Here is a 21,899-nt window from a genome sequence, read left to right as displayed (position 1 = left end):
GCTCTGCCATGACTACCTTGCAGTAAACAGCTCAGAAAGATCCCTCTTCCGGTGCTACTGGCGGTTTACGCCGTCGGCAGCACCGGTTTTTTTTAACGACCGACCAGAAGTCTGCCGCCATGCGTCCTGCCCGTGCCCTGATCGACCTTCAAGCCCTGCGTCACAACTACCGGATCGCCCGCGAAGTCACGGGAGCCCGTGCCCTCGCGGTGATCAAGGCCGATGCCTATGGCCATGGCGCGGTGCGTTGCGCCCAGGCGCTGGAAGCCGAGGCGGACGGGTTTGCCGTGGCCTGCATCGAAGAGGCCCTGGAGTTGCGCGCGGCGGGCATTCGCGCGCCGGTGTTGCTGCTGGAAGGTTTTTTCGAAGCCGATGAGTTGTCGCTGATCGTCGAGCATGATTTCTGGTGCGTGGTGCATTCGCTGTGGCAACTCGAAGCCATCGAGAAAGCTGCCTTGAGCAAGCCGATCACGGTCTGGCTCAAGCTCGATTCGGGCATGCACCGGGTCGGCCTGCATCCGAAGGATTATCAGGCGGGCTATCAACGCCTGCTGGCCAGCGGCAACGTGGCGAAGATCGTGCTGATGAGCCACTTCGCCCGCGCCGATGAGCTGCACAGCCAGGCCAGTGCCGAGCAGGTCGCGGTGTTCGAAGCGGCGCGCCAGGGTTTGTCGGCCGAAGTCAGCCTGCGTAACTCGCCGGCGGTGCTCGGTTGGCCGCAGGTGCCGAGCGATTGGGTACGTCCGGGCATCATGCTCTACGGCGCCACGCCTTTCGAAGAAGCCAACGCCGTGGCCTCGCGCCTGCAGCCGGTGATGACCCTCGAATCGAAAGTGATCAGCGTGCGTGAATTGCCGGCGGGCGAGCCGATTGGCTACGGCGCCAGGTTCATCACTCCCAAGCCGATGCGCGTGGGCGTGGTGGCCATGGGTTACGCCGATGGCTATCCACGGTTGGCGCCCACCGGCACGCCGGTGCTCGTCGCCGGGCAACGCAGCCAGTTGATTGGCCGGGTGTCGATGGACATGCTCTGCATTGACTTGACCGATGTACCGCAAGCCGGCCTCGGTTCGACCGTCGAGTTGTGGGGCAAAAACATCCTCGCCAGTGACGTGGCCATCGCCGCCGGGACGATTCCTTACCAGATCTTCTGCAACCTGCGCCGGGTGCCAATGCTCTATTCCGGGAGCTAAGGCCAAACGGCAGGCACCGGAAGTCGCCTCGCCGAACAGGATTCAGGTCAAAGTGTTGTAAATACTGAACGCTGTCGCCATGATAACGCTCAATATTCCAACAACCTGAATCCCTGGAGGCTCCTGCATTGGACGTCGGTGAACGACTGCAATCAATCCGCAAGCTCAAAGGTCTTTCCCAGCGTGAGCTCGCCAAACGCGCGGGCGTCACCAACAGCACGATTTCGATGATCGAGAAGAACAGCGTCAGCCCCTCGATCAGTTCGCTGAGGAAGGTGTTGGGCGGGATTCCCATGTCCATGGTCGAGTTCTTTTCCGAAGAAATCCTCCAGGAAAAACCGACTCAGATCGTCTACAAAGCCAACGAGCTGATCGATATTTCCGATGGTGCAGTGACCATGAAACTGGTCGGCCGGGCTCACCCGAGCCGTGCTATCGCCTTCCTCAATGAAATCTACCCGCCTGGCGCCGACACCGGTGACGAGATGCTCACCCATGAGGGTGAGGAAACCGGCATTTTGGTGGAAGGGCGGCTGGAACTGGTGGTCGGGCTTGAAACATTTGTGCTCGAAGCCGGCGATAGCTACTACTTTGAAAGTACCAAGCCGCATCGTTTCCGTAATCCGTTCGATGCGCCGGCGCGACTAATCAGCGCAGCAACACCCGCGAATTTTTAAGGAAAGAGGCGCCCTGCCAGCATGGCCGAGGCACCCGAGCTGTTAGACCGTTGCGCAACAAGACCCCTTCGACTTTGGGGTTGTTTCAGTGTCGCGGGCTTACCGCTATACTTGCGCCCGCCTGCGAACCGTGGCCGTAGGCGTGACTAGCCACCATTGAGGGTGAACGCGTGAATCTAATTATGAAAATGCTGGCCGCACCAGCAACCGTATTGGCCCTCTGGGCTGTCAGCGCTCAAGCTGCGACGAACGACGAAATTGCCAAGCGCCTTGAGCCAGTCGGCCAGGTCTGTGTCCAGGGCAAAGAGTGCAAGGGCATGGAAGTCGCCGCTGCGACTGGCGGGGGTGGCGGTGCCAAGGCGCCTAAAGACGTCATTGCCAAGCATTGCAATGCCTGTCACGGTACCGGCTTGCTGGGCGCGCCGAAAATCGGTGACAAGGCCGCGTGGAAAGAGCGCGCCGACCACCAGGGCGGCCTCGATGGCATCCTCGCCAAAGCCATCACGGGTATCAACGCGATGCCGCCAAAAGGCACCTGCGCCGACTGCTCCGACGACGAGCTGAAGGGCGCCATCAAAGAGATGTCCGGCCTGTAACCGGTCCGACTCTTTCGCGAAAAAGCCGCTTGCGAGCGGCTTTTTTGTGCCTGCGATTTCCCCTGAGCTGCCGCAGGCTGCGATCTTTTGATCTTGATTGTTAAAAAACAAGATCAAAAGATCGCAGCCTTCGGCAGCTCCTACTGTTCAATGCAGTAAAGACCCGGCAAGCTCGGTCCAACCCCACTTCATGGAATGTACGGGAGGATCGGATGGTACAGCTGTGTTCTATCGAGCAAGCGGTCGATGAGGTGTTGGCGCGGTTGCCGGCGCATATCCACATGGGCCTGCCCCTGGGCCTGGGCAAACCCAACCCTTTCGTCAACGCGCTGTATCAACGTGTGGCGCAATTGCCGCAGCGGCAACTGACGATCTACACCGCCCTGTGCCTTGGTCGTCCAGCGCTGGGCGACGGACTGCAAAAGCGCTTTCTCGAGCCCTTCGTCGAACGGGTCTTTGGCGATTATCCAGAGCTGGATTTTCTCGCCGGCCTGCAGCGCGATAACTTGCCGGCCAACATTCACATCCAGCAGTTCTTCATGCAGCCGGGCAGCCTGCTCCACAGCGCGTCCGCCCAGCAGGATTACGTCAGCAGCAACTACAGCCACGCCGCCCGGGACATCAACGCCGCCGGCTTGAACCTGGTTGCGCAATTGGTGGCCAGCCATGCTGAGCATCCCGATCGCTTGAGCCTGAGCTGCAACCCGGACATCACCCTCGACCTGCTGCCGATGATCGCCAGGCGCCGGGAAGCCGGGGAGACGATCCTGATGGTCGGCCAGGTGCATGACGATTTGCCCTACATGCCCGGTGATGCCGAAGTCGGTATCGATACCTTCGACTTGCTGATCGACGAGAAGGACAGCACCACGCTGTTCTCCACGCCGAACATGCCAGTGGGTTTCCAGGATCATTTCATCGGGTTGCACGCCAGTACCTTGGTACGCGATGGCGGCACCCTGCAGATCGGCATCGGTTCCATGGGTGATGCGTTGACTGCTGCGTTGCTGGCGCGACAGGCCGACAGCGACGCTTACAAGGCTTTGCTGGCCGACATCGATCTCAGCCCATGGGCGCAATTGATCGAGCGCGAAGGCGGCATCGATCCGTTCGCCAAGGGCCTGTACGGGTGCAGTGAAATGTTCGTCAACGGCTTGCTGGTGCTGGCCGACGCCGGGATCGTGCGGCGCAAGGTGTACCCGGATGTGTCGACCCAGCAGCAGGCCAATGCCGGCACCCTCGACGAAGCGGCGCAAACCGACGGAATTTCGGTGCATGGCGGGTTTTTCCTCGGGCCGCGCAGTTTCTATCAACGCCTGCGCGAGTTGCCGCAGAGCAAGCGGCTCGAATTCAACATGACCCGTATCAGCTACATCAACGAGCTATACGGGCAGGAAGAGCTCAAACGCTTGCAGCGGCTCGATGCGCGGTTCATCAACACGGCATTTACCATGACCCTGCTGGGCGCCGGTGTGGCGGATCAGCTGGAAGACGGGCGGGTGCTCAGCGGTGTGGGCGGGCAGTACAACTTCGTTGCCCAGGGCCATGCGCTGGAAGGGGCGCGGTCGGTGTTGCTGCTGCGTAGCTGGCGTGAGTCGGGCGGTGATGTCAGTTCCAATATTGTCTGGGAGTACGGTCACTGCACGATCCCGCGACACCTGCGGGACATCGTGGTCACCGAATACGGCATCGCCGACCTTCGCGGGAAAACCGATGCGGCGGTGATCGAGGCATTGCTGAATATCAGTGATTCGCGCTTTCAGGCGGGGCTTATCGAGCAGGCACAGAAGGTGGGTAAGTTACCCAAGGATTTTCGCCTCGATCCGCGCTTCACCGATAACCGACCTGAGCGTTTACAGGCGATTCAGGCAAGGCATGCACGTCTGTTTCCGGAGTATCCGCTGGGCTGTGATTTCACCGAGGTCGAACGGGATCTGTTGCGGGCGTTGAACTGGCTCAAGAGCAAATTCAAGCTGAGTGAAGTGTTGGAGCTGGGTAAGGCTGCGCTGGATGCGCCGGAGCCTGAATCATTTCCCGAACACCTGGAGCGTATGCAGCTGACCGACCCTGAAGGGCTGAAAGAGGACTTGTTTCAGCGTCTCTTGCTCACCGGCCTCAAGGCCACCGCGCAATAACGCCCAACGCAAAACCAACTGTGGGAGCCAGCCTGCTGGCGATGGCTGTCTGTCAGTCGTGAATGTTTGACTGACACTACGCCATCGCCAGCAGGCTGGCTCCCACAGGGGAAATGCGGTGCTGCTGGCTTATTCGATGAAGGTTACAACGCCATCCTTCAGCGACTGAACACGGGCCAGGGACTCAACGCGATACCCCTGCGCATCCAGCTCCGCACGGCCGCCCTGGAACGACTTCTCGATCACGATCCCCAAGCCAGCCACGGTCGCGCCTGCCTGCTTGATGATCGAGATCAGCGCCTGGGACGCCTTGCCGTTGGCCAGGAAGTCATCGATGATCAGCACGCGGTCGCTGCTGGTCAGATGGCGTGGAGAGATCGCCACGGTGCTTTCGGTCTGCTTGGTGAACGAGTAAACGGTCGCCGACAGCAGGTTTTCAGTCAGGGTCAGGGACTGGTGCTTGCGAGCGAAAATCACCGGCACACCGAGGTTCAGACCGGTCATGATCGCCGGGGCGATGCCCGAGGCTTCGATGGTGACGATCTTGGTGATGCCCGAATCCTTGAACAGCGTGGCGAATTCATCGCCGATCAGCTTCATCAGGGCCGGGTCGATCTGGTGGTTCAGAAAGGCGTCGACTTTCAGGACCTGATCGGAAAGCACGATGCCTTCTTCGCGAATTTTCTTGTGCAGTGCTTCCATGAAGCTGTCCTCGTTTGGCGTCTTTTGCGCCGAAGGTCTAAATAAAAGTGGTCAATTCTAGCGCTTTAACATCGCGCGTATATCCGCCAATGCGCTATTGCCGCGAACGGCCTTGACTTCGGTCGGGGTGTCGTCGTTGCCTTCCCAGGCAAGGTCGTCCGGCGGCAGTTCGTCGAGGAAGCGGCTCGGTGCGCAATCGATGATCTCGCCGTATTGCTTGCGCTTGGCGGCGAAGGTGAAGGCCAGGGTCTGGCGCGCGCGGGTGATGCCCACGTAGGCCAGGCGCCGCTCCTCTTCGATGGTGTCGGCTTCGATGCTGGAGCGGTGCGGGAGGATTTCCTCTTCCATGCCCATGATGAACACGTAGGGGAATTCCAGGCCCTTGGAGGCATGCAGGGTCATCATCTGCACACCTTCGGCGCCATCTTCCTCCTCCTGCTGGCGCTCAAGCATGTCGCGCAGGACGAGTTTGCCAATGGCGTCTTCGACGGTCATCTCGCCTTCTTCGTCTTTTTCCAGGGTGTTCTTCAGCGCCTCGATCAGGAACCACACGTTGCCCATGCGGTAATCGGCGGCCTTGTCGCTGGAGCTGTTGGTGCGCAGCCAGTTCTCGTAGTCGATGTCCATGACCATGCTGCGCAGGGCCGAGATCGGGTCTTCGCCAGCGCATTGCTCGCGCACCTTGTCCATGAAGCGCTTGAACCGCGACAGGCGATCGGTGAAGCGGCTGTCCAGATGCTCGCCCAGGCCGATTTCGTCGGTGGCGGCATACATCGAGATTTTTCGCTCGGTGGCGTAGTTGCCCAGCTTCTCCAACGTAGTCGAACCGATCTCCCGGCGTGGGACGTTGATCACGCGCAGGAAGGCGTTGTCGTCGTCCGGGTTCACGATCAGGCGGAAATAGGCCATCAGGTCTTTCACTTCCTGGCGGCCGAAGAAGCTGTTGCCGCCGGACAGGCGATACGGCACCTGGTGGTGCTGCAACTTCAGTTCGATCAACTTGGCCTGGTAGTTACCCCGGTACAGGATCGCGAAATCGCTGTACGGCCGGTCGGTGCGCAAGTGCAGGCTGAGGATTTCCACGGCCACGCGCTCGGCTTCGGCGTCTTCGTTGCGGCAGCGGATCACGCGGATCTCGTCGCCGTGGCCCATCTCACTCCACAGCTGCTTTTCGAATTCGTGGGGGTTGTTCGAGATCAGCACGTTGGCGCAACGCAGGATGCGGCTGGTGGAGCGGTAGTTCTGCTCCAGCATCACCACTTTCAGGGACGGGTAGTCGTCCTTGAGCAGCATCAGGTTTTCCGGGCGGGCGCCGCGCCAGGCGTAGATCGACTGGTCATCGTCGCCGACCACGGTGAACTGGTTGCGCTTGCCGATCAGCATCTTCACCAGCAGGTATTGGCTGGCGTTGGTGTCCTGGTATTCGTCCACCAGCAGGTAGCGCACCTTGTTCTGCCACTTTTCCAGGATGTCGGCGTGCTCTTCGAACAGCTTCACCGGCAGCAGGATCAGGTCGTCGAAGTCCACCGCGTTGAACGCCTTGAGCGTGCGCTGGTAGTGGGTGTAGACGATGGCGGCGGTCTGTTCCTTGGGGTTGCGCGCGTTTTCCAGGGCCTGGGCCGGCAGGATCAGGTCGTTTTTCCAGGCGCCGATCATGTTCTTGATCTCGTCGACGCCGTCGTCGCCCGAGTATTCCTTTTGCATGATGTCGGTCATCAGGGCCTTGACGTCGGTCTCGTCGAAAATCGAGAAACCGGGTTTGTAGCCCAGCCGCACGTGTTCCTTGCGGATGATGTTCAGGCCCAGGTTGTGGAAGGTGCAGACCGTCAGGCCGCGGCCTTCACCGGCGCGCAGCAGGGTGCCGACCCGCTCTTTCATCTCGCGCGCAGCCTTGTTGGTAAAGGTCATGGCGACGATGTACTGGGCGCGGATGCCGCAGTTCTGGATCAGGTGGGCAATCTTTCGGGTGATGACGCTGGTCTTGCCGGAGCCTGCACCGGCGAGCACCAAAAGAGGGCCGCCGACATAGCTCACGGCTTCTTGCTGCCGGGGATTGAGTCGGGACATAGGTAAATTCAGGAGTCAGTCACGAAATGGGCCGGCATTTTAACAGGCTCAGCGAATTGTGCTGCTCTGTCCGACTTGTGACGTACAACGCGATCTGTATTTGCCGGTTTTGTTACTTTCACGCAGGATGCGCAACGAATTCGCGTCTAATGTTGGTAATTTCCTGATACAAAGGCCTCGTTTGAAGGCCATGTCCATTGGTCATTAGGGATTGGCGCGGCATAATGCGGTCGCCTACATCCATGCAGAGTCTAGGGAGCTAGCTTGTCTACGCCTGTCGAACCCTTGCGTTTGCTGCTACTGGCCGAAGAGCCAGCGTGGGCAGCGTTGTTGCGCGAGTGTCTGGCTCCGATGGGGAGCTCGGCCGTGCTCATCAGTGCGCCGAGCTGGGAATCGGTCAGCAGTCTGTTCGATGACAACCGCAGCGCGGTGTTGTTGACGATCCCGGCCCTCCAGCCGGCGGCCGGTCGTTGCTGCTTGCCGACGGTATTGCTGCTCGAGCATGAGCCCCTGACCCCGCCCGACGGTGTAAGTGACTGGCTGGTACGCGACCATCTCGACCCGGGCATGCTGCGCCGTTGCCTGCGCCATGTGCGTGAGCGCGGCGTACTGGAAACCACCCTGCAGCGCCTGGCCGAGCAGGATCCGCTGACCGGTATTGCCAACCGCCAGGGTTTCCAGACCTTGCTGACGGCGCGCCTGGCGGAAAACGATGGTCGTGGCCTGGCCCTCGGTCACCTGGACCTCGACAACTTCCGTTACGCCAACGATGCCCTCGGCCATCAGGCCGGTGATCGCCTGATCCTGCAGGTGGTCGCGCGGCTCAAAGGCCAGCTTGAAGCCGGTGATCAACTGGCGCGACTGGGCAGCGATGAGTTCGCCTTGCTGATTGACACCCGACGCGCTCCTCAGCGCGCCGAATGGATGGCCGAGCGCATCACCGAAGCGTTGGCCGAGCCTTATTGGATCGACGGCGAAAGCCTGCTGATCGGCTCCAGCCTGGGCATTGCCCATGCACGGGCACAGGCTGGCGCCGACCCCCTGATGTGGCACGCGCATATCGCCATGCAGCAGGCCAAGAGCACCCAAGGCTGTACGTTTCATATTTTCAACGAGCGCATCAACCGCAACGCCCGCAGCATCGCCGACCTCGAAACCGAGCTACGCCGGGCCTTGCGCCGTGATGAGCTGGAACTGCATTACCAGCCCCGAATGAACCTTGAAGACGGGCAGATCGTCGGCCTCGAAGCTCTGGTGCGCTGGCGTCATGCTGAGCGCGGCTTGTTGCCACCGAGCGAATTCGTGCCGCTGGCCGAGCAGAGCGGGTTGATTGTGCCGCTGGGTTACTGGGTCATTTCCCGGGCGTTGCGCGATATGCAGGCGCTGCTTGAGCTGGGTTTGCCGCCGTTGCACATGGCGATCAACCTGTCGTTCCGGCAGTTCCAGGACAGTCAGTTGCTCTCGACCCTGAGCCGGCTGATTGCCGAGCGCGGAGTCGAGGCGCAGTGGCTGGAGTTCGAGCTGACCGAAACCGCGGTCATGCGCCGCAGCGACCTGGTCAAGCAAACCATGGACGCCCTTGGCCGCCTGGGCGTGCGCTTCTCCCTCGATGACTTCGGCACCGGCTTTTCCTCGTTCGTGCACCTCAACAGCCTGCCGATCACGCTGCTGAAGATCGACAAGAGCTTTGTCGGCGGCATGGAACAGCGCGAAGAAAACCGCCAGCTGGTGCACGCGATGATCAACCTGGCGCACAACCTCAAACTGGAAGTCGTCGCCGAAGGCGTGGAGACACCGGAGCAACTGGAACTGTTGCGCGGGTTCGATTGCGATCAGGTGCAGGGGTATCTGATCAGCAAGCCGTTGCCGTTGGCGGAGCTGGTGCAATACCTGACGTTTGACAGCAGCCAGCAGGCGCCGCTGGAAGTCGTGGTTTAAACACCCACGCAAAACTGTAGGAGCTGGCTTGCCAGCGAAGACGGTTTGTCATTCAACACATTTGTCGACTGACCCACCGCCTTCGCTGGCAAGCCAGCTCCTACAGGGATCTCATTCGGCCTGGATGGCGTCGAAGCGCTTTTGCGACGGCTCCCGCCGAATCATCCGCTTCATCTTCGACTCAAACGCCAGCGTCAGGCTCACCGCTGCGCAGGCCAATCCCAGCGCCAGGCCCCACCACACGCCCGTTGGCCCCCATTGCAAATGGAACGCCATCCACCAGGCTGCCGGGGCGCCAATCAGCCAATAACAGCCCAGGCCCACGAGGAAGGTGGTCTTGGCATCCTTGAGCCCGCGAATGCAGCCCATGGCGATGGTTTGCGTGCCGTCGAACAGCTCGAACCACGCCGCCACAGCCAGCAGGCTCACGGCCAGGTCGATGACGTCGCGAAACGCCGGGTCGTTGTGATCGAGAAACAGCCCGACCAACTGATTCGGCAACAGCCAGAAGACCATCGCAAAACACAGCATCGCCGCCGCGCCGAAAGCCAGACCGACCCTTCCGGCCAGCCGCGCGTCCAGTAACTGCCCGGCGCCGTAATGCTGACCGATGCGCATGGTGATCGCGTAGGAAATCCCCGCAGGCACCATGAATGCCACCGACACGATCTGCAGGGCGATCTGGTGCGCGCCCAGTTGCGTGCTGCCCATGGTGCCCATGCACAAGGCGGCGAAGGCAAAAAGCCCGACCTCCACGGCGTAGGTGCCACCAATCGGCAGGCCCAGGCGCCACAGTTCCTTCAGGTACTGGCGGTTGAGCCGCGACAAGCCCTGACGCAGTGGATAGGCATCATAGGCCGGGTGCCGGCGAATGTGCCACGCCAGAGCCAGGGCCATCAGGTTGGCGACAATCGCCGTGACCAGGCCAATGCCCATCAGCCCCAGTTTCGGCAGGCCGAACATGCCGGTGATCAGTGCGTAGTTCAGCAGGAAGTTGGCCACGGTGCCGCCCAGGCTGATGACCATCACCGGTGTTGCCCGGCCGATGGCGCTGGTGAAACCGCGCAAGGCCATGAAGCTCAGGTAGCCGGGCAGGGCAAAGGGCAGGAAGATCAGGAATTGTCCGGCCGCCTGGACGTTGCTTTCGGTCTGGCCGAACAGCAGCAGTACCGGTTTCAGGTTCCACAGCAGAAGGCCGGCGCCCAGCGCCATCAACCATGCCAGCCACAAGCCGGCCTGGGTCAGCCGGGCTGCGCCGAGGATATCGCCCGCTCCCTGACGGATCGCCACCAGGGTGCCAACCGCCGCGATGACACCGATGCAGAAAATCGACACGAACGAATAGGTCGCCGCGCCGAGCCCGCCACCGGCCAGAGCCTCGGGGCTCAGGCGCGCCATCATCAGGGTGTCGGTGAGGACCATCAGCATGTGCGCCAACTGCGAGGCAATCAACGGCCCCGCCAGCCGCAGGATGGCCCAGAGTTCAATACGCGCTGGATGCTGCATGGTCATCACGCTCGGCTATCAAAGAGAACAGGAAAGCGTCGATTCTCGGCGCTCTGCGGCGTTTGCACAAAGGGATAAAAAGGATGGGTAACATGATTCAAACTCATGCTGAATAGTTTCTGCTAGGGTATCCAAAACCGCTGTAGGAGCTTTCCTGATGTCGCGTCGTCTTCCTCCTCTTTATGCCCTGCGCGCATTCGAAGCGGCGGCACGACACACGTCGTTTACCCGGGCCGCAGAAGAGCTGTCGATTACCCAAAGTGCAGTCAGTCGGCATATTCGTACGCTCGAAGAGCATTTTGCCTGCCGCTTGTTTCATCGCAGTGGCCGCAACCTGCAGCTGACCGAATCGGCGCGCTTGCTGCTGCCGGGCATTCGCGAAGGGTTTACGGCCCTTGAGAGGGCCTGCAACACCTTGCGCGCCGAAGACGACATCCTGCGCATGAAAGCCCCGTCGACACTGACCATGCGCTGGTTGTTGGCGCGGCTCAGTCGGTTCCGCCATCTGCAGCCGGGGAACGAGGTGCAATTGACCAGCGCCTGGATGGATATCGATTCGGTGGACTTCAATGATGAGCCGTTCGACTGTGCGGTGTTGTTGAGCAACGGGCATTTCCCGGCGGACTGGGAGGCGAGCTATCTCTTTCCCGAGGAACTGATCCCGGTGGGGGCGCCCAACCTGCTTAATGATCAACCTTGGGATGTTGAGCGTCTGATCAATACCGAGCTGCTGCACCCGACACCGGATCGACGGGACTGGCGCAATTGGCTGGAACGCATGGGCCTGGCCGAGCAGGTGTCGCTCAAGGGCGGGCAGGTCTTCGACACCCTTGAACTGGGCATGATCGCGGCTGCCCGAGGGTACGGCGTGTCGATGGGTGATCTGCTGATGGTGGCGGAGGATGTCGCCCAAGGTCGCTTGAGCCTGCCTTGGCCAACTGCAGTCGCCAGCGGCGAGAAGTATTACCTTGTGTGGCCGAAAACCCGTCCGGGTGGCGAGCGCATGCGTCGGCTCAGCGACTTCCTGCAAGGGGAGGTCAGGGCCATGGAGCTGCCGGATGTCGTGCACCTGAGCTGAGTCGTTACTGCGTTGCTGGCCGATACTGCAACGCCTCGGCCAGATGCTCGCGGCTGATGCTGTCGACCTGCTCAAGATCCGCCAACGTCCGCGCAACCTTGAGCAACCGGTGCGCTGAACGCAGGGAAAGGTTGAGCCGTTCACACGCGGTTTCCAGCCAGTTTTCATCGACTGTGGATAACTTGCAGTGCTTGCGCAGCCCTGGCAGATCGAGAAAGGCATTGGCACAGCCCTGACGCGTCTGTTGGCGCTCGCGTGCCTCGGCCACTATCAATGCAGCGCTGGCGCTGTCCTCTCCAGGTTTCACGGGAGGATTGAGCGCCGTGGCCTCCCGTGCCACGGTCAGGTGCAGGTCGATGCGATCCAGCAACGGGCCCGACAGCTTGTTGCGGTAGCGTTGCACCATGTCCGGGGTGCAGGAGCAGCGGCCCGTGGGTTCGCCAAGATATCCACAGGGACACGGATTCATCGCCGCCACTAACTGGAACCGCGCCGGAAACCGCACGCGATCCTTCGCCCGGGAGACCACGATGTAGCCGGACTCCAGCGGTTCCCTCAAGACTTCCAGAACCCTGCGTTCAAACTCCGGAAGCTCGTCAAGGAACAAGACACCGTGGTGGGCGAGGGTGATTTCGCCTGGCTGCGGTTTCGAACCGCCGCCCACCAGTGCAGGGCCTGAGGCAGAGTGGTGGGGCTGGCGAAATGGCCGGTGAGGCCAATGGCTCAGCGGTACGCAACTGGTGACCGATTGAATGGCCGCCACCTCCAGCGCCTCGCTTTCGGACAGCGGCGGCAGGAGTCCGGGCAGACGGCTCGCCAGGAGTGTCTTGCCCGTCCCCGGTGGCCCGCTGAGCAACAGGTTGTGCGCGCCCGCCGCGGCAAGCAACAGCGCCCGTTTGGCCGCAAGCTGCCCCTGCACCTCATTCAGATCGGGATAGGGTTTGCTGGCGTAGAGCAAGCCATTGGAAACATAAGGCTCAATCGGCATATGCCCATTGAAATGCGCGACAGCCTCCAGTAAATGATCCACCGCAATCACTTTCAAGCCCGACGCCAGGCACGCTTCCTCGGCATTGGCCCGCGGCACCACCAACGAACGCCCGGCCTTGCGCGCCGCCAATGCCGCCGGCAACACCCCGCGCACGGCCCGGACCGCGCCCGACAGCGCCAGCTCCCCCAGGCACTCCACATCATCGAGCGTCAGCGTCGGCACCTGCACACTGGCCGAGAGAATTCCCAGGGCAATCGCCAGATCGAAGCGCCCACCGTCCTTGGGCAGATCCGCCGGCGCCAGATTCAGGGTGATGCGCCGAGGCGGAAACTGCAGCCCCGAATTGATGATCGCACTGCGCACCCGGTCCTTGCTTTCCTTCACCGCCGCCTCGGGCAGGCCGACCATGGTCAGCGATGGCAAACCATTGGCCAGATGGACTTCAACGGTGACAGCGGGCGCATCCACGCCAATTTGGGCGCGGCTGTGGACGATGGAGAGGGACATGGTCGTTCCTTGAAATGACGGAGGCCGCTTCCTGCGGGTTTTTCAAGGGTAGACAGAAGATGAGGGTTTCGCGTTGGGGTAGAGAACTTGAATTTTCGCTGGATGTTGCGAGTCATCCTGGAGCGTGCTGACTCACAAAAAAAACCGCCATGCAGGCAGTTCGTCTGTCGACAGGGTCAGGCTCTTTTGCCAGCAAGCAGGCCCGCAGGTTCAAGGTCTTTACCGTGGGAGGCAGTCCCGCCTTCGGATCGTCGTCGCACGCCTTAAGCATCCGGGTCGCCAAACCCAGTGCTGAACATTCAGCAGGGGATGAGCTTAGAGACTGGCTTATGGGCGACGCAATCGGACGGCCGTGTGATGTTTTGTAGGACGTTGCCGAGATGGTGGAAGGGCGGAAGATCAAAAGATCGCAGCCTTCGGCAGCTCCTACAGGGATCGCGGTGTTTACTCGGTTGGTGGAGTGAGCTTCGCTTCCATTTCCGCAACCTTCGCCTCTAGCGCCTCCAGCCGCGCCCGCGTGCGCGCCAACACCACCATCTGGCTATCGAACTCTTCACGACTCACCAGATCCAGCTTGCTGAACCCGCTCTGCAACAGAGCCTTGAACTGGCTTTCGATTTCGCTTTTCGGCAGTGGCGTGTCGCCGCTGAAGAGTCGGGAGGCGGTGCCTGTCAGGGCGTCGAGGAAGTCTTTGGGCGCGAGCATGGGGGAATGTCCTGGTAGCAATGGCGGGCAGTGTATCACGCAGTGTCTATAGTCAATTCCGCAGGCAAGGGATGCACGCTTTTCGCGCATGCGGACGGACGGCATCGCACCGTTGTTGTGCGTAACCCGTTGGGTGTTGTCGTGAAGTGGTCGCGATCTGTTGGCAAAGGCTTGAAATCAATGTGTTTTGTGGAGATGGCAAGCTTTCTGCTTAGATGCTGATGACCCATGCACTGATGCAGTCGCTGTGACGAATGCAGTGCGCCAGGCGAAACGCGGGGAGTGTTTCGCAAGGAGCGGTTAACTGGCGTCGGACGGGCAGGTAAGGCCGACGATGCGTTACAAAGCCAGGCACTGCGCTTAGACTTGAGACGGGTTTGTTTTCCTGGGGCAAGTCCACCAAATTCGGGAGAGAGTTTTCATGAAGCTAGTCACTGCCATCATCAAGCCGTTCAAGTTGGACGACGTGCGCGAGTCGTTGTCCGAGATCGGCGTGCAGGGCATTACCGTTACTGAAGTCAAAGGCTTCGGTCGGCAGAAGGGTCACACCGAGCTGTATCGCGGCGCGGAATACGTGGTCGATTTCCTGCCAAAGGTGAAGATTGATGTCGCCATTGACGACAAGGATCTCGACCGGGTTATCGAGGCGATAACCAAGGCGGCCAACACCGGCAAGATCGGTGACGGCAAGATCTTCGTGGTCAATCTGGAACAGGCGATTCGCATCCGTACCGGCGAAACCGATACCGACGCAATCTAAGCCGCCACAAACCCAACGCCCCAGGAGAAAACAAAATGACTCTGCGTAAATTCGCAGGGCTAGGAGCCCTGTTGTCCATCGTAATGCCCAGCCTTGCTTTGGCGGCAGACGAAGTGGCGGCCCCAGTCCTCAACTCCGGCGATACCGCCTGGATGTTGACCTCGACAGCTCTCGTGCTGTTCATGACCATTCCCGGCCTCGCGCTGTTCTACGGCGGCATGGTTCGCTCCAAAAACATTCTTTCCGTGATGATGCAGTGCTTCGCCATTACCGGCCTGATCAGCGTCCTGTGGGTCATCTATGGCTACAGCATCGCGTTCGACACCACCGGTATGGAACAGGGCGTCGTCAACTTCAACTCGTTCTTCGGTGGCATGGGCAAGGCCTTCCTCGCCGGTGTCACGCCATCCAGCCTGACCGGCCCGGCTGCGTTGTTCCCTGAAGCGGTGTTCATCACCTTCCAGATGACGTTCGCGATCATCACCCCGGCGCTGATCGTCGGTGCCTTCGCCGAGCGCATGAAGTTCTCCGCGATGCTGATCTTCATGGGCATCTGGTTCACCCTGGTGTATGCACCGATCGCGCACATGGTCTGGTCCGGCAACGGCGGCCTGATGTGGGACTGGGGCGTACTGGACTTCGCCGGCGGCACCGTGGTGCACATCAACGCCGGTGTGGCCGGTCTGATTGCCTGCCTGGTGCTGGGCAAGCGTAAAGGCTTCCCGACCACCCCGATGGCCCCGCACAACCTTGGTTACACGCTGATGGGCGCGGCCATGCTGTGGGTTGGCTGGTTCGGTTTCAACGCCGGTTCCGCTGCGGCGGCCAACGGCACGGCCGGCATGGCGATGCTGGTCACCCAGATCGCGACCGCCGCTGCGGCACTGGGCTGGATGTTCGCCGAGTGGGTCACCCACGGCAAACCAAGCGCACTGGGCATCGCCTCGGGTGTGGTTGCCGGCCTGGTAGCCATTACCCCGGCCGCTGGCACCGTAGGCCCGATGGGCGCTCTGGTGATCGGTCTGGCTGCAGGCGTGGTGTGCTTCTTCTGCGCGACTACGCTCAAACGCAAACTCGGCTATGACGACTCCCTGGATGCCTTCGGCGTACACGGTATCGGCGGTATTCTCGGCGCGATCCTCACCGGTGTCTTCGCTGCACCGTCCCTGGGTGGCTTTGGCACCGTGACCGACATCGCCGCGCAAGTGTGGATTCAGTGCAAAGGCGTGGGCTTCACCGTGATCTACACCGCAATCGTCACCTTCATCATCCTCAAGGTCCTGGACGCCGTCATGGGCCTGCGGATCACCGAAGAAGAAGAGGCGGTCGGTATCGATCTGGCGCTTCACAACGAACGCGGCTACAACTTGTAAGCACGCGCATGAAAAAAATTGCCCGGCTTGCCGGGCATTTTTTTGTCCGGGATTTGTCATTGAAGGGAGAGCTGAAAGGTTTTTTCCTACAGGTTTTACGATGTTTGCGCCGGGTGTATTTGTACCGTCGAAGGCTTACAGAAATGAAGGAATATTAGGGCCTTTGTTTTTTCCCAGAGCGCGCTAGAATGCGCCCCGAACGTGCGGAGAACTGTATGTGGCAACAGACTCTGATTACCCTGCGGGCGAGGCCTCGGGGCTTTCATCTGGTAACGGACGAGTTACTCGCCGGCTTGCCTGAACTCAAGGCGTGTCGGGTCGGTCTGTTGCACTTGTGGCTGCAGCATACCTCGGCGTCGTTGACCATCAACGAAAACGCCGATCCGGCGGTACGTCGCGACTTCGAACGATTTTTCAATCGTCTGATCCCACAAGGAACAGACGGCTATGAGCATAACGACGAAGGCCTGGACGACCTCCCGGCGCACTTCAAGGCCAGCGTGCTTGGCTGTCAGCTCAGTTTGCCGATTTCGGCGGGCCGACTGGCGTTAGGCACCTGGCAAGGCGTTTATCTGGGCGAGCACCGTGATCATGGCGGTGCTCGTAAAGTCCTCGCCACCGTGCATGGTGAAGGGGCATAACCGCTGGTCAGCAGCGGCTGTTGATTTTTTTCCGGCAGCCTTCGACAGAGGGCAAAGCTGGGCTATAACTAATCTGCTTTTCGCAAGTCATGAGGTAGAACATGAGCGACGATGATCTGGAAAACGACGACCTCGAAGTAGGCGACGACGACGAAACCGAAGAAGGTCTGGAAGCAGCGGCGGAAGACGTCGCTGAAGACGACGGCGGTGATGCCCCCGTTCCGACCGCCAAAGGCAAAGCCAAGGCAGCGGTATCGGTCGATGAGCTGCCGAGTGTCGAGGCCAAGAACAAGGAACGTGACGCCCTGGCCAAGGCCATGGAAGAGTTCCTGGCTCGTGGCGGCAAGGTGCAGGAAGTGGAGGCCAATGTGGTCGCCGATCCGCCCAAGAAGCCGGACAACAAGTACGGTAGCCGGCCTATCTGAGGCTGCTACGCGCTTGCTGAAAAAGCCCGCCGTCGCTGCGGGCTTTTTCATGGGTGGCTCAAAATCGTTCACAGATCCTGTAGGAGCCGGCTTGCCGGCGAAGGGGCCCTTGAATCTTGTGTAATCCTTGAGGCCGCCTTCGCTGGCAAGCCAGCTCCTACAGGTTCGGCGTCAGGCCGAAACTGAATTCCACTGCGCCAACAATCCCGGCAATTCGGTCAGGCTGCGAATCTCGGCATCCGGCAGGCGCTCTGCTTCCCAGATTTTGCCCTCCGGGTTGAACCAGATCGCCCGCAGCCCTGCCTGCTGGGCACCGGCAATGTCATCGCCTGGATGATCGCCGATATGCACCGCCGTCTCAGCGGTTGCACCTCCGCGCTGCAATGCCTCATGGAACAGTCGCGCATCGGGTTTGGCGATGCCGATATCTTCGGCGCACAACGCAAACTTGAAGTAGTCCGCCAGCCCCAACCGCCGCACATCGGCGTTGCCGTTGGTGACCACGCCGAGGGTGTAATGATTGGCCAGTGCCTGGAGGGTCGGTTGCACCTCCGGGAAGATCTCCAGCTGATGCCGGGCATGCAAAAACACTTCGAAACTCTGGTCGGCCAGGTCCGACGCTTCGACGTGGGCATAACCGGCTTCTTCCAGCGCTTGAAACAACACGCGACGACGCAAGGCACTGATGCGGTGTTTGAGCGCCGGTTCAATGCTCAGGATGCGCTCGCGGATGGCCCACAAATGCTCCACCGGCACCGCGCCCAGGTTGGGTGCATGTTCAGTCAGCCATTCACGCAATACGGCTTCGGCGCTGACGATCACCGGGGCGGTGTCCCACAGGGTGTCATCGAGGTCGAAGGTGATCAGTTGGAGGGTCATTAATCGTCGCCTTTCATGCGTTTGGCCCGTGGGTGGGCGCTGTCGTAGACGGTGGCCAGGTGTTGGAAATCCAGATGGGTGTAGATCTGCGTGGTCTTGATGTCCGAGTGGCCGAGCAGTTCCTGCACCGCCCGCAGGTCCTGGGAGGACTCCAGCAGGTGGCTGGCGAAAGAATGTCGCAACATGTGCGGGTGCAGGTTTTGTCCCAGTTCGCGTTCGCCCGCAGCCTTGACCCGCAGCTGGATCGCCCGCGGTCCCAGGCGCCGGCCTTGCTGGCTGACAAACACCGCATCGTCCGCCGGATTGGCCATGGCCCGCAGTGGCAGCCACTCTTCCAGCGCCTCGCGGGCTTTTTTGCCGACTGGCAGCAGGCGGGTCTTGCTGCCCTTGCCATGCACCTGGACCATGCCGTCCGCCAGGTCCAGCTGATCGAGATTGAGCCCGGTCAGCTCCGACAGGCGCAACCCGGAGGAGTAGAACAGTTCGAGAATCGCCTGGTCCCGACGCGCCAGAAAGTCGTCTTCCACGCCACCTTCCAGCAGTTGCAGGGCACGGTCGGTGTCGAGGGTCTTCGGCAGGCGGCGCTCGCCTTTGGGCGGTGCCAGGCCATTGGCCGGATCGTGGTCGCAGAGGCCTTCGCGGTTCAGGTAGTGATAGAGCCCACGTACCGCCGACAGCAGTCGCGCCAGGCTGCGGGACGACTGACCTTGCGAGTGCAGGCGCGCGACCAGGCTACGCAGACGCTGGATGTCCAGCGCGGCCCAGCTGTCGATGTTCTGTTTGGCGCACCAGCCGAGCACTTTGTCGAGGTCGCGGCGGTAGGCCGAGAGTGTATGTGGCGACACCTGCCGCTCACTGCGCAGGTGTTCGCAGTAAGCGTCCAGTTGCCGTTCCATATCAGCGTACCGAGCGCAGGGAGCTGTTGAACCGTGGCAGCACGCGGCCCATGACTTCGGCGATGTAGCTCAGGAACAGCGTGCCCACCGAGCTCTTGTAGTGCTGCGGGTCGCGGCTGGCGATGGCCAGGATGCCGTGAATGCCTTGATGGCTGATGGCGACGACGGCGGTGGAGCCGATCTGCTTGCGCTGTTCTTCGCCGAACAGGAAGTCCAGCTCGTGCTCGCGCAGGCTGCCGCTGACGCTTTTGTCCTCCAGCAACAAGCCGCCGATGGCCACCTGGGCGTCGGCGTGGGTCACCCAGCGACCCACCGGCATGGCGTTGTCGCCGAGCAGGATGAGGCTGACGAAGGGGACCTGGAAGTCCTGGCGCAGGCTGTCTTCGACGCAGATCACCACGTCTTCCAGGCTGGTGGCGTCGAGCAGGGCGAGGATCAGTCGGCGGGTCTTGTCGAACAGGCGGTCATTGTCGCGCGCCACGTCCATCAAGTGCGACAGGCGATGGCGCAGTTCGATGTTGCGGTCGCGCAGGATGGTCATCTGCCGCTCCACCAGCGACACGGTATCGCCGCGCCGGTGGGGAATGCGCAAGGACGCAAGCAGGTCTTCGTGCTCGACGAAGAAGTCCGGATGAGCCTCCAGGTACGCGGCCACCGCCGCCGCCTCCAGGTTTTCGGACGCTGATTCGTCGGGCTGTAGGGCGGGCACCTGGGGCTTATCGGTCATGGTTGTGGCTCACTCAAAGACGCACTTGTCCTTCATAAACGCGCACTGCCGGGCCGGTCATCATGACCGGTTGGCCAGGGCCTGCCCATTCAATGGACAGGCGCCCGCCAGGCAGGTCGATCAGCAGTGGCGAATCCATCCACCCCTGGCTGATCGCGGCGACGGCGGCGGCACAGGCGCCGGTCCCGCAGGCCTGGGTTTCCCCGGCCCCGCGTTCCCAGACGCGCAACTGCGCGCGGCTCCGGTCGATGACCTGGAGAAAACCGACATTGACCCGTGCCGGGAAGCGCGGGTGATGTTCGATCTTCGGCCCCAGTTCATGCACCGGTGCGTTGTTGATATCGCTGACCCGCACCACGGCATGGGGGTTGCCCATGGACACGGCGGCCAGCTCGACCGGCGTGCCATCGACGTCGACCTGATAGTTCAGGGCCTGCTCTGGCGCCTGGAACGGAATGTCGGTCGGCACCAGGCGTGGAGCGCCCATGTTGACACTGATCTGGCCGTCGCTGCGAACATCGAGCTCGATGATACCGCTCTTGGTTTCGACACGGATCTGCCGTTTCGCGGTCAAGCGCTTGTCGAGCACAAAGCGGGCGAAACAGCGTGCACCGTTGCCGCACTGTTCCACTTCGGAGCCGTCGGAGTTGAAGATCCGATAGCGGAAGTCCACGTCCGGGTTGCTCGGGGCTTCGACGATCAGCAACTGGTCGAAACCGATGCCGGTGTGTCGATCGCCCCATTGCTTGGCATGCTTGGGCAGAATATGCGCGTGCTGGCTGACCAGGTCGAGGACCATGAAGTCATTGCCCAGGCCGTGCATCTTGGTAAAACGCAGCAGCATGGTTTTACTCCGGCAGCAGGCTTTCGCCAGCGAACAACTCGGCTACCGTCTCACGGCGACGCACTTCAAATGCCTGGTCTCCGTCCACCAACACTTCGGCGGCGCGGCCGCGGGTGTTGTAGTTGGAGCTCATGACAAACCCATAGGCTCCGGCCGAATGCACAGCCAGCAGATCACCTTCTTCCAGGGCCAGCTCACGATCCTTGGCCAGGAAGTCGCCGGTCTCGCAGATCGGGCCGACGATGTCGTAGGCGCGCGCTGCGCTGTTGCGCGGGCGCACGGCGGTGACGTCCATCCAGGCCTGGTACAGCGCCGGGCGGATCAGGTCGTTCATGGCCGCGTCGACGATGGCGAAATCCTTGTGCTCGGTGTGCTTGAGGTACTCGACCTGGGTCAGCAGCACGCCGGCATTGGCGACGATGAAGCGGCCGGGCTCGAACACCAGGGCCAGGTCGCGACCGTCGAGACGCTCGCGCACGGCCTTGATGTAGTCGCCAGCCAATGGCGGTTCTTCATCGCGATAACGTACGCCCAGGCCACCACCGAGGTCGATGTGGCGCAGGTAGATGCCGCAATCGCCGAGGCGGTCGACCAGGCCCAGCAGGCGATCGAGGGCATCGATGAACGGCGGGAGGGTGGTCAGTTGCGAGCCGATATGGCAATCGACGCCGACCACTTCCAGGTTCGGCAGCTGCGCGGCACGCACATACACGTCTTCGGCGTCGGCGATGGCGATGCCGAACTTGTTCTCTTTGAGACCGGTGGAGATGTACGGGTGAGTACCGGCATCGACGTCCGGGTTCACGCGCAGCGAGATCGGCGCACGAACACCCAGCTCGGCGGCCACCACTTGCAGGCGTTCAAGCTCGTCGGTGGATTCGACGTTGAAGCAGTGCACGCCGACTTCCAGGGCACGACGCATGTCGTCACGGGTCTTGCCGACGCCGGAGAACACGATCTTGTCGGCGCTGCCACCGGCGGCCAGTACGCGTTCCAGTTCGCCACGGGAGACGATGTCGAAACCGGCGCCAAGACGCGCCAGGACATTCAGTACACCCAGGTTGGAGTTGGCCTTGACCGCAAAGCAGACCAGATGCGGCATGCCGGCCAGGGCATCGGCATACGCCAGGTATTGGGCTTCGATGTGCGCGCGCGAGTAAACGTAGGTCGGTGTACCAAAGCGATCGGCGATAGCAGACAGGGCAACACCTTCCGCGAACAGTTCACCGTCACGGTAGTTAAAAGCGTCCATGATGTTC

General features: G+C 61.3%; 20 protein-coding genes. 10 read left to right on the top strand and 10 right to left on the bottom strand.

Annotated features, from left to right (window positions below; all coding sequences use genetic code 11):
* Positions 1 to 119: 119 nt before the first annotated feature.
* From alr to NPS56_RS04890, 4 genes are all read left to right on the top strand, one after another.
* Complete coding sequence (gene alr / locus NPS56_RS04905) at positions 120 to 1,193, top strand: alanine racemase (RefSeq protein ID WP_274073707.1); 1,074 nt, start codon at positions 120 to 122, stop codon at positions 1,191 to 1,193.
* 128 nt (positions 1,194 to 1,321) lie between these two features.
* Entirely contained in the window at positions 1,322 to 1,870 is a 549-nt protein-coding gene (locus NPS56_RS04900; protein ID WP_007947433.1) for a cupin domain-containing protein, read from the top strand.
* A 182-nt stretch (positions 1,871 to 2,052) separates the two neighbouring features.
* Positions 2,053 to 2,466, top strand: a complete 414-nt coding sequence (locus tag NPS56_RS04895; RefSeq protein ID WP_323607408.1) for a c-type cytochrome — start codon at positions 2,053 to 2,055, stop codon at positions 2,464 to 2,466.
* Positions 2,467 to 2,678: 212 nt separating this feature from the next.
* On the top strand, positions 2,679 to 4,601 hold the full coding sequence (locus NPS56_RS04890; RefSeq protein WP_274073706.1) for an acetyl-CoA hydrolase/transferase C-terminal domain-containing protein: 1,923 nt from the start codon (positions 2,679 to 2,681) through the stop codon (positions 4,599 to 4,601).
* A 129-nt stretch (positions 4,602 to 4,730) separates the two neighbouring features.
* On the opposite strand, the gene NPS56_RS04885 is transcribed toward NPS56_RS04890, so the two are convergent.
* Complete coding sequence (locus NPS56_RS04885; protein ID WP_007934646.1) at positions 4,731 to 5,303, bottom strand: xanthine phosphoribosyltransferase; 573 nt, start codon at positions 5,301 to 5,303, stop codon at positions 4,731 to 4,733.
* A 57-nt stretch (positions 5,304 to 5,360) separates the two neighbouring features.
* On the bottom strand, positions 5,361 to 7,370 hold the full coding sequence (rep, locus tag NPS56_RS04880) for a DNA helicase Rep (RefSeq protein ID WP_274073705.1): 2,010 nt from the start codon (positions 7,368 to 7,370) through the stop codon (positions 5,361 to 5,363).
* A 264-nt stretch (positions 7,371 to 7,634) separates the two neighbouring features.
* On the opposite strand from rep, the gene NPS56_RS04875 reads away from it, so the two are divergent.
* Positions 7,635 to 9,308, top strand: coding sequence for a putative bifunctional diguanylate cyclase/phosphodiesterase (locus NPS56_RS04875; protein WP_274073704.1), 1,674 nt, complete (start codon positions 7,635 to 7,637; stop codon positions 9,306 to 9,308).
* A gap of 111 nt (positions 9,309 to 9,419) precedes the next feature.
* Here the strand turns inward: NPS56_RS04875 and NPS56_RS04870 are convergent, their stop codons facing one another.
* Entirely contained in the window at positions 9,420 to 10,814 is a 1,395-nt protein-coding gene (locus NPS56_RS04870; protein ID WP_274073703.1) for a NorM family multidrug efflux MATE transporter, read from the bottom strand.
* A gap of 157 nt (positions 10,815 to 10,971) precedes the next feature.
* Between NPS56_RS04870 and NPS56_RS04865 the strand changes: the two genes are divergently transcribed.
* Positions 10,972 to 11,892 (top strand): LysR substrate-binding domain-containing protein, encoded by a 921-nt coding sequence (locus tag NPS56_RS04865; protein WP_274073702.1) that lies wholly within the window; start codon positions 10,972 to 10,974, stop codon positions 11,890 to 11,892.
* Positions 11,893 to 11,896: 4 nt separating this feature from the next.
* Here NPS56_RS04865 and NPS56_RS04860 read toward each other — a convergent pair whose 3' ends face one another.
* Both NPS56_RS04860 and NPS56_RS04855 read right to left on the bottom strand, forming a co-directional pair.
* On the bottom strand, positions 11,897 to 13,390 hold the full coding sequence (locus tag NPS56_RS04860; protein WP_274073701.1) for a YifB family Mg chelatase-like AAA ATPase: 1,494 nt from the start codon (positions 13,388 to 13,390) through the stop codon (positions 11,897 to 11,899).
* Between the two features lie 444 nt (positions 13,391 to 13,834).
* Positions 13,835 to 14,095: an accessory factor UbiK family protein gene (locus NPS56_RS04855; RefSeq protein WP_274073700.1), complete on the bottom strand. Its 261-nt coding sequence runs from the start codon at positions 14,093 to 14,095 to the stop codon at positions 13,835 to 13,837.
* Positions 14,096 to 14,516: 421 nt separating this feature from the next.
* On the opposite strand from NPS56_RS04855, the gene glnK reads away from it, so the two are divergent.
* The 4 genes from glnK (at position 14,517) to sutA (ending at position 17,294) form a co-directional block, all read left to right on the top strand.
* Positions 14,517 to 14,855, top strand: a complete 339-nt coding sequence (glnK, locus tag NPS56_RS04850) for a P-II family nitrogen regulator (RefSeq protein WP_002555808.1) — start codon at positions 14,517 to 14,519, stop codon at positions 14,853 to 14,855.
* Positions 14,856 to 14,890: 35 nt separating this feature from the next.
* Entirely contained in the window at positions 14,891 to 16,228 is a 1,338-nt protein-coding gene (locus NPS56_RS04845) for an ammonium transporter (RefSeq protein WP_046818496.1), read from the top strand.
* Positions 16,229 to 16,443: 215 nt separating this feature from the next.
* On the top strand, positions 16,444 to 16,869 hold the full coding sequence (locus NPS56_RS04840) for a secondary thiamine-phosphate synthase enzyme YjbQ (RefSeq protein ID WP_007989493.1): 426 nt from the start codon (positions 16,444 to 16,446) through the stop codon (positions 16,867 to 16,869).
* 101 nt (positions 16,870 to 16,970) lie between these two features.
* A complete protein-coding gene (gene sutA / locus NPS56_RS04835) occupies positions 16,971 to 17,294 on the top strand; it encodes a transcriptional regulator SutA (protein WP_007980816.1) in 324 nt (107 codons plus the stop codon).
* A 171-nt stretch (positions 17,295 to 17,465) separates the two neighbouring features.
* Here the strand turns inward: sutA and NPS56_RS04830 are convergent, their stop codons facing one another.
* From NPS56_RS04830 to lysA, 5 genes are read right to left on the bottom strand one after another with little or no spacing between them, the layout of a single operon-like run.
* Positions 17,466 to 18,173, bottom strand: coding sequence for an HAD family hydrolase (locus NPS56_RS04830; RefSeq protein WP_274073699.1), 708 nt, complete (start codon positions 18,171 to 18,173; stop codon positions 17,466 to 17,468).
* Positions 18,173 to 19,069 carry a tyrosine recombinase XerC gene (xerC, locus tag NPS56_RS04825; RefSeq protein WP_274073698.1) on the bottom strand — a complete coding sequence of 299 codons (897 nt, stop codon included), beginning with the start codon at positions 19,067 to 19,069 and terminating at the stop codon, positions 18,173 to 18,175. The genes NPS56_RS04830 and xerC overlap by 1 nt, the downstream gene beginning before the upstream one ends.
* A 1-nt stretch (position 19,070) precedes the next feature.
* On the bottom strand, positions 19,071 to 19,796 hold the full coding sequence (locus tag NPS56_RS04820) for a DUF484 family protein (RefSeq protein WP_274073697.1): 726 nt from the start codon (positions 19,794 to 19,796) through the stop codon (positions 19,071 to 19,073).
* Between the two features lie 13 nt (positions 19,797 to 19,809).
* Positions 19,810 to 20,640, bottom strand: a complete 831-nt coding sequence (dapF, locus tag NPS56_RS04815) for a diaminopimelate epimerase (RefSeq protein WP_274073696.1) — start codon at positions 20,638 to 20,640, stop codon at positions 19,810 to 19,812.
* A gap of 4 nt (positions 20,641 to 20,644) precedes the next feature.
* A complete protein-coding gene (gene lysA, locus NPS56_RS04810) occupies positions 20,645 to 21,892 on the bottom strand; it encodes a diaminopimelate decarboxylase (protein ID WP_274073695.1) in 1,248 nt (415 codons plus the stop codon).
* Positions 21,893 to 21,899 lie beyond the last annotated feature (7 nt).

It is taken from the genome of Pseudomonas putida, from assembly GCF_028682635.1.
Classification (GTDB): Bacteria; Pseudomonadota; Gammaproteobacteria; order Pseudomonadales; family Pseudomonadaceae; genus Aquipseudomonas; species Aquipseudomonas putida_AE.
The sequence above is the reverse complement of the archived record's forward strand: the minus strand, read 5'-3'. Positions and strand labels throughout refer to the sequence as shown.

Excerpts from the sequence above, each read along its gene's own strand:
- alr (WP_274073707.1), top strand. The coding sequence starts at position 120 with ATGCGTCCTGCCCGTGCCCTGATCGACCTTCAAGCCCTGCGTCACAAC.
- NPS56_RS04895 (WP_323607408.1), top strand. The coding sequence starts at position 2,053 with ATGAAAATGCTGGCCGCACCAGCAACCGTATTGGCCCTCTGGGCTGTC.
- NPS56_RS04890 (WP_274073706.1), top strand. The coding sequence starts at position 2,679 with ATGGTACAGCTGTGTTCTATCGAGCAAGCGGTCGATGAGGTGTTGGCG.
- NPS56_RS04885 (WP_007934646.1), bottom strand. The coding sequence starts at position 5,303 with ATGGAAGCACTGCACAAGAAAATTCGCGAAGAAGGCATCGTGCTTTCC.
- rep (WP_274073705.1), bottom strand. The coding sequence starts at position 7,370 with ATGTCCCGACTCAATCCCCGGCAGCAAGAAGCCGTGAGCTATGTCGGC.
- NPS56_RS04870 (WP_274073703.1), bottom strand. The coding sequence starts at position 10,814 with ATGCAGCATCCAGCGCGTATTGAACTCTGGGCCATCCTGCGGCTGGCG.
- NPS56_RS04865 (WP_274073702.1), top strand. The coding sequence starts at position 10,972 with ATGTCGCGTCGTCTTCCTCCTCTTTATGCCCTGCGCGCATTCGAAGCG.
- NPS56_RS04860 (WP_274073701.1), bottom strand. The coding sequence starts at position 13,390 with ATGTCCCTCTCCATCGTCCACAGCCGCGCCCAAATTGGCGTGGATGCG.
- NPS56_RS04855 (WP_274073700.1), bottom strand. The coding sequence starts at position 14,095 with ATGCTCGCGCCCAAAGACTTCCTCGACGCCCTGACAGGCACCGCCTCC.
- glnK (WP_002555808.1), top strand. The coding sequence starts at position 14,517 with ATGAAGCTAGTCACTGCCATCATCAAGCCGTTCAAGTTGGACGACGTG.
- NPS56_RS04845 (WP_046818496.1), top strand. The coding sequence starts at position 14,891 with ATGACTCTGCGTAAATTCGCAGGGCTAGGAGCCCTGTTGTCCATCGTA.
- NPS56_RS04840 (WP_007989493.1), top strand. The coding sequence starts at position 16,444 with ATGTGGCAACAGACTCTGATTACCCTGCGGGCGAGGCCTCGGGGCTTT.
- sutA (WP_007980816.1), top strand. The coding sequence starts at position 16,971 with ATGAGCGACGATGATCTGGAAAACGACGACCTCGAAGTAGGCGACGAC.
- NPS56_RS04830 (WP_274073699.1), bottom strand. The coding sequence starts at position 18,173 with ATGACCCTCCAACTGATCACCTTCGACCTCGATGACACCCTGTGGGAC.
- xerC (WP_274073698.1), bottom strand. The coding sequence starts at position 19,069 with ATGGAACGGCAACTGGACGCTTACTGCGAACACCTGCGCAGTGAGCGG.
- NPS56_RS04820 (WP_274073697.1), bottom strand. The coding sequence starts at position 19,796 with ATGACCGATAAGCCCCAGGTGCCCGCCCTACAGCCCGACGAATCAGCG.
- dapF (WP_274073696.1), bottom strand. The coding sequence starts at position 20,640 with ATGCTGCTGCGTTTTACCAAGATGCACGGCCTGGGCAATGACTTCATG.
- lysA (WP_274073695.1), bottom strand. The coding sequence starts at position 21,892 with ATGGACGCTTTTAACTACCGTGACGGTGAACTGTTCGCGGAAGGTGTT.